At 47.4% G+C, this 5,324-nt stretch carries 5 protein-coding genes; 4 read left to right on the top strand and 1 reads right to left on the bottom strand.

Annotated elements, in window-relative coordinates; translation table 11 throughout:
- The 3 genes from ACRC27_RS08885 to dinB all read left to right on the top strand — a co-directional run.
- The coding region (locus ACRC27_RS08885) for an FAD:protein FMN transferase (protein WP_438639716.1) at positions 1-833 on the top strand (833 nt) is incomplete at its 5' end.
- Between the two features lie 9 nt (positions 834-842).
- On the top strand, positions 843-1,064 hold the full coding sequence (nqrM, locus tag ACRC27_RS08880; RefSeq protein WP_438623749.1) for a (Na+)-NQR maturation NqrM: 222 nt from the start codon (positions 843-845) through the stop codon (positions 1,062-1,064).
- Between the two features lie 153 nt (positions 1,065-1,217).
- Positions 1,218-2,273, top strand: a complete 1,056-nt coding sequence (gene dinB / locus ACRC27_RS08875) for a DNA polymerase IV (RefSeq protein WP_438623750.1) — start codon at positions 1,218-1,220, stop codon at positions 2,271-2,273.
- A 118-nt stretch (positions 2,274-2,391) separates the two neighbouring features.
- Here the strand turns inward: dinB and ACRC27_RS08870 are convergent, their stop codons facing one another.
- Positions 2,392-3,852: an aminoacyl-histidine dipeptidase gene (locus tag ACRC27_RS08870; RefSeq protein ID WP_438623751.1), complete on the bottom strand. Its 1,461-nt coding sequence runs from the start codon at positions 3,850-3,852 to the stop codon at positions 2,392-2,394.
- A 1,212-nt stretch (positions 3,853-5,064) separates the two neighbouring features.
- On the opposite strand from ACRC27_RS08870, the gene gpt reads away from it, so the two are divergent.
- On the top strand, positions 5,065-5,324 hold a 260-nt coding region (gene gpt, locus ACRC27_RS08865), incomplete at its 3' end, for a xanthine phosphoribosyltransferase (protein ID WP_438639715.1).

The raw sequence follows: 5,324 nt of genomic DNA, 5'->3' as shown, positions 1-5,324 counted from the left end.
AGCTGGTCAACGATCAGATGTCGACTTATCGTCCAACCTCTGAATTGAGCCGCTTTAACAGCAGCACCGCGGTAAATACCCCGTTTGCAGTTTCTGCTGATACGGCCAAAGTGGTGCGTGAGGCGCTGCGTATTAATCAAGTGACGCACGGCGCGTTAGATGTCACGGTTGGGCCGTTGGTTAACCTGTGGGGCTTTGGTCCAGAAGGCCGGCCGGATAAAGTACCGTCAGATGACGAGCTGGCCAAACGCCGCGCCCGTATTGGTATTCAATATCTGTCGGTACAGGGCGATGCTTTGGTTAAAGGCATTCCTCCTTTGTATGTTGATCTTTCGTCTATCGCCAAAGGTTTTGGGGTTGATCAGGTCGCTGAATATTTAGCTTCACTGGGTATTCAAAACTACATGGTTGAAATTGGCGGTGAAGTGCGCCTAAAAGGGCATAATGCCAAAGATAAACCATGGCGTATTGCGATAGAAAAACCGATTGCGGGCACTGAGCAAACCGCACAAGAGATTATTGCACCGCTCAATATGGCGATTGCTACCTCCGGTGATTATCGTAACTATTTTGAGCAAGATGGTGTTCGTTTCTCGCATACCATTGATCCGCGTACCGGAAAACCTATCCAACATAAAATGGTGTCAATCACCGTGATTGCACCAACCTGCATGGAAGCGGATGGCCTGTCGACCGGCCTGAACGTTTTGGGTGAAGAAGAAGCACTCAAGGTGGCGAATCAGCACAATATTGCTGCATTCATGGTGATTAAGACCCCAGAGGGTTTCACTGAAGTGGCCTCTGAAGCCTTTAAACCTTATCTGCAAAAATAAGGAGCAGGTATGACTACGTTTATCGCAACTTTTGCCGTATTCATGTTAGTGATTGCGGCAATGTCTATCGGTTACATTATCAAACGCAGAAGTATTCATGGTAGCTGCGGCGGTATTGCTAATTTGGGCTTAGAGAAAGTGTGTGATTGCCCAGAGCCTTGTGACAACCGTAAAGCGAAAATGGCCGAACAAGCACGTCTGGAAAAACTGCAAGAAAACCGCATTATCTGACACTCTATTCGATACTCAGTCTGATGTTTGCCGTGTAAGGCGACTCCTCCTGTATCATGCGGGGGGAGCTGTCATGAATATCATGTTTTACTGATTTAGCATTGATCCTCTTTTCGCGACATTGTATATTTATACAGTGGTTTAGGGGGTGGCATGCGCAAAATTATTCATATCGACATGGACTGCTTTTATGCTGCTGTTGAAATGCGGGATAATCCGACATTACAACATGTGCCCTTGGCCATTGGTGGCCGCCGAGAGCGGCGCGGTGTGCTCAGTACCTGCAACTATGTCGCCCGTAGCTTTGGTCTGCACAGCGCGATGCCCACCGCACAAGCCTTTAAACTTTGCCCACATTTGACCCTGCTTCCGGGGCGGATGGATGTCTATAAACGTGTTTCACAGCAACTGCATGCTATTTTTCGTCGCTATACTGATAAAGTTGAACCCCTATCGCTTGATGAAGCCTACCTAGATGTTACCGACTGTACATTGTTTCAAGGGTCTGCCACATGGATTGCCGAAGATATTCGCCGCGCGATTCGTGATGAGCTGCAACTGACCGCCTCTGCCGGTGTTGCCTCAGTGAAATTTTTAGCCAAAATCGCCTCAGATATGAATAAACCCAACGGGTTATATGTGCTGCGCCCCGAGCAAACTGCTGATTTTGTGGCGACGCTACCACTGAAAAAAATTCCCGGAGTCGGAAAAGTGTCAGCACAGAAACTGGCTGATATGGGGCTGTTTGTCTGCGCCGATGTTCAACGCGTACCACTGACTCTGCTAGCTGATAAATTCGGGAAAATGGGGCAGATGCTCTGGCAGCGTTGTCAGGGTATCGATGATCGAGAGGTCAATGCGACAAGGCAGCGTAAGTCAGTCGGCGTTGAGCGCACGTTGGAAGAAGATATTCACTCACTTGCGGCGTGTCAGCAGATAGTCCGCGAATTGTACCCTGAGCTTGAGCGGCGGTTGAGTCAAGCCAGTGAATCGCTGGCGATTGCACGGCAAGGTGTGAAGCTTAAATTTTCAGATTTCCAACTAACAACCCAAGAGCATGTCTACCCGCATCTTGATCAGCAAGATTTACTGCAACTGGCTGAATCTATCTGGTCACGTTGTGAGGGGCGGGGCGTACGTTTGGTCGGGTTGCATGTCACCTTGATAGATCCGCAACTGGTGCGGCAGTTAGCCTTGCCGTGGAGCTAAACAGTGGGCTTGGGATAAAAAACAGGCCACCCGAAGGCAGCCTGTTAATCGTTACTAATGATAAAGCATGTCACCGATAAACGTGGTTAGTTAACACTAACCCCCGTTTCAACGCAGTTTATGCTCGTTCAGGGATATTTTTCAGCAGTTGAGTCAGTAGCTGCCAGTATTTATCCACACTAGCAATGTGCACACGCTCATCCGGTGAGTGTGGACCACGAATAGTTGGGCCGACAGAGACCATATCCATCTGTGGGTACGGCTCTTTGAATAGACCGCACTCAAGACCGGCATGGATCACCATAATGTTCGGCGTTTTATCAAACATCGCCTGATAAGTCTCACGCACAACCTGCATGATAGGTGACTGATTATCTGGCTTCCAGCCCGGATAACCGCCTTTAAAGACCGCTTCTGCCCCTGCCAACTCTGCCAGAGCCGACAGCATTTTTTGCACACCGCAGCGGCCGCTGTCAATCAGTGAACGGATCAGACAAACAATCTGCACGCCTTGTTCTGAAGTCGTCACCACACCCAGATTTAATGAGGTTTCAACCACACCCGGCACAGCATCACTCATTCGCATTACACCGTTCGGGCAAGCATGCAGCAGTGCCAGTAAACGCTGTTGTGCGTCGGCAGCAAATACCTGAGCAGGCATTGGCGCATTATCAAGCAGAACGGTCAGATTTGGTTCAACGGCACTCAGCTCACTGCGCTGAATATCGGTAAACTTATCAACCAACGCACGCAGACGTGCCACATTCGCTGTCGGCACTAACAGTGTGGCCGAGCCTTCACGTGGAATAGCGTTACGCAGTGTACCACCCTGAATATTGGCAAGGCGCAGGCCTAACTCTGCCGCATGGCCAAACAGGAAACGGCCCAGCATCTTGTTCGCATTACCCAGATACAGGTGAATATCACCCCCTGAGTGGCCGCCTTTTAACCCTTTCACTGTGAGGGTAAAGGCTTGCATATCCGCCGGTGCAGTTTCTCGTGCAACAGGCAGTGTCATAGTGGCATCAATACCGCCGGCGCAACCCATGTAGATTTCGCCTTCCTCTTCGGAGTCGGTATTGATTAGAATTTCACCTTGCAACCAGCCGCTTTGTAGGCCGAAAGCACCGGTCATGCCGCTCTCTTCATCAATGGTTAGCAGAACTTCCAGCGGGCCGTGTTGCAGATCATTTGCCGCAACCACTGCCAGTGCAGATGCCATGCCAATACCATTATCCGCGCCGAGGGTTGTTCCTTGCGCTTTCACCCACTCGCCATCGATATACGGGCGGATCGGGTCTTTGGTAAAGTCATGCACCGTATCGTTATTCTTTTGCGGCACCATATCCAGATGGGCTTGCAAAACAACCGGTTTACGGTTTTCCATTCCTGCTGTTGCAGGTTTGCGGATCAGAATATTGCCAACCGCATCACGCTCAACATGCAGGCCAGCCCCTTGCGCCCACTCAACAATGAAGCTTGCTAACGCCTCTTCATGGTGTGACGGGTGTGGAATAGAACAAATTTTTTCGAAAAATTGCCACAAAGGTTGTGGTGACAGATGGCCCAATTGAGACACGGCGGGAACTCCTATCAATACAGAAAACAGATACAGTGACAACCCCAGTTATCTCTTCAGCCAATGCTAAAGTGCAATACTCTGCGATTGTGTGCTTTAAATTACGTGTTAAATCATGAACTAAATCCTGCCTGCTTTACGCTTAATCTGTCAAAGAAAACAGAATGTTATTTGGTAAGCACAGGTTTATTAAGCACAGCATACCACTGCAAAGACATCTGTAGGAAATTATCACCGATAGCAGGGCCGCATTTTTGTATCTTATTTTAAGGATAACAAAAAAGAACAGAACGAAACGTTTGATGGATATCTGTACAAGTTTTGTAATTTTTAGATCAAAAAAAGCTTACATTTTGTGTGATAATTGTATTTATGTGATTTTTATCACTGAGTATTGTAATTAAATTCCAAAGTGATATTATTTTAACCGTTGAGAAAAACAACGAATCAACATGCAACGCAACCTAAGTTATGCAACGCAACTTTAGAAAGCTTAAGGATTAAGCCCGTGTCTCACGCCTCCAAGGAACTGAGAACAAGTTAAAGGCGCCGCATCGGTCTTTAGTAACACTTGTTAATGAGGTGATTTATGCAAGGTATTTATTGCGATTTGTTCTGGAATCGTCGTGGAATTTACACCGGAAATTTTGTTTATCCACGTGAATTTGGTTATTAATTTTACGTGTTAGTGACTGTTATACAGCCCTATGCCGGCGCGATTGTTGTGGCATAGTGTAATCCATTCGTTCATCCCTAATTGGCGCATCGGATTCTGATGTACCACACCTGATTCCTAGGTATTTTCACCACCTTCCTCGAAAGGTGGTTTTTTTTGCCCATTTTTTACCCTCTATCGGGTGAACATGCGCGTTGTTGCGTGATTTCACGCCCAAACGCCTGAAATTATGCACAATCAGAGGCATAATTACTGGTCTTTAGGTTTTCTTATCTCTATAATCTCGCCCCAACAGTTTTTGGCTCTGTTTTTATCTACCCTAGCAAACGTTTGCTGGCAGTGCAGAGCATGAAACCGATTTCATTAACGTGATGACATATAACGCAGAAAAATAAAGCAACGCAAAAAAGTACTTGTGTCAGATCTAATCCGGCATTGCATTGTTTTACTGAAATCGGTTTTTATCTTTTACTCAATGATTCCTACAAAAATAACGTAGCCCACAAACTCTGCGGGTTATGCTTGAGGTTACCGTTATGGCTGAAAAATATATTGTAAGTTGGGACATGTTGCAGATCCACGCGCGGAAACTGGCGCACCGTTTACTGCCAGCAGAGCAGTGGAAGGGGATCATTGCGGTCAGCCGTGGAGGGCTTGTTCCCGCAGCGCTGTTGGCGCGTGAATTGGGTATTCGCCATGTAGATACCGTTTGTATCTCAAGTTATGACCATAATCAGCAACGTAATCTGACCGTACTCAAACGCGCAGAGGGTGATGGTGAAGGCTTCTTGTTGGT

The organism is Plesiomonas sp. (assembly GCF_051650925.1).
In the GTDB taxonomy this organism is placed as follows: Bacteria; Pseudomonadota; Gammaproteobacteria; order Enterobacterales; family CAMTGL01; genus Plesiomonas.
The sequence above is the reverse complement of the archived record's forward strand: the minus strand, read 5'-3'. Positions and strand labels throughout refer to the sequence as shown.

What these genes read in the sequence shown, in the direction of transcription:
- nqrM (WP_438623749.1), top strand. Translation starts at nt 843, where the DNA reads ATGACTACGTTTATCGCAACTTTTGCCGTATTCATGTTAGTGATTGCG.
- dinB (WP_438623750.1), top strand. Translation starts at nt 1,218, where the DNA reads ATGCGCAAAATTATTCATATCGACATGGACTGCTTTTATGCTGCTGTT.